The 1,004-nt window shown below is 62.9% G+C and carries 1 protein-coding gene; it reads left to right on the top strand.

Translation table 11 applies throughout. The features are described from left to right. Positions 1-862, top strand: an 862-nt coding sequence (locus ABT116_RS50710) for a carboxylesterase family protein (RefSeq protein ID WP_351648725.1), incomplete at its 5' end; no start/stop codon positions are given. Between the last annotated feature and the right edge of the window lie 142 nt (positions 863-1,004).

Genomic DNA, 1,004 nt, shown 5'->3' with positions numbered 1-1,004 from the left:
CGTCGCGAAGCTGTTTCTCGAGATCTTCAGCGGCGGCGAGGCCGATCTGGGGCTGTTGCGAACCACTGCCGCCGAGGACCTTCTCGGGCCTTCGGACGAACTGTTCGCACGGGTTCCGCAGGAGACACCGGGAACTCTGGCGTTCGCACCGATCGTCGACGGTGATCTGCTCCCCGACTACCCGGTGCGAGCGTTCCGTCACGGCAACGCACACCCGATTCCGCTGATCATCGGAACCAACAAGGACGAGTCTTCGCTCTTCCGGATGATGAAGTCGCCGTTGATGCCGATCGATCCCGTCGTGATCACGTCGATGTTCGCAGAGATCGCCGACGAGCATCCAGGGTTCGAGTTGCCCGATCATTCTCAGATCGAAGGTGCGTATTCGGGACTGTCCAAGCTCGGTGCCGGTCTCGGGTTGACCCGTGACTTCGGATTCCGTCTGCCGACCTTGTGGATTGCCGAGGCGCACAGCAAGATTGCGCCGACGTGGTTGTACCGGTTCGACTACGCGCCGCCGATGCTCAAGGCGCTGAAGATCGGTGCGACGCACGGTACCGAACTCGCCTACGTCTTCGGCAACATCAACCACGGAGCACGGGACATCACCTACAAGTTGGGAGGACTGAGCGCGGCGCGTCATGTATCGGAGCGTATGCAGACGAGGTGGCTGGATTTCGCCAGAGCTGCAGGTGATTACGGGATCGGGGCCGATAGCGAACTGGGTACGGCTCCGGGGTGGCCCACTTATGACACCGATACACGCTCGACACTGTTGATCGACAAGCACGACGCCGTCGTCGCTGATCTCGACCGCGAGATCCGGGAGGCGTGGGGTGACACGGTGATCGCATTCACCTGATGGTTCCGGTTTACTGCAGTTTGGCGAGATAGTGCGAGACGGGTCCCGCAGTGAGCCGGGCACGGCATCGAGGCCGCCACCAGCATGGTCGTCCTGCGCAACGCGCTGCGCGGCCTGGCCGTGACCGGCGCCGGGCCGGGCC

It is taken from the genome of Streptomyces sp. NPDC002130 (genome assembly GCF_040296465.1).
Classification (GTDB): domain Bacteria; phylum Actinomycetota; class Actinomycetes; order Streptomycetales; family Streptomycetaceae; genus Streptomyces.
This window is presented reverse-complemented; position numbering and strand designations above follow the sequence as displayed.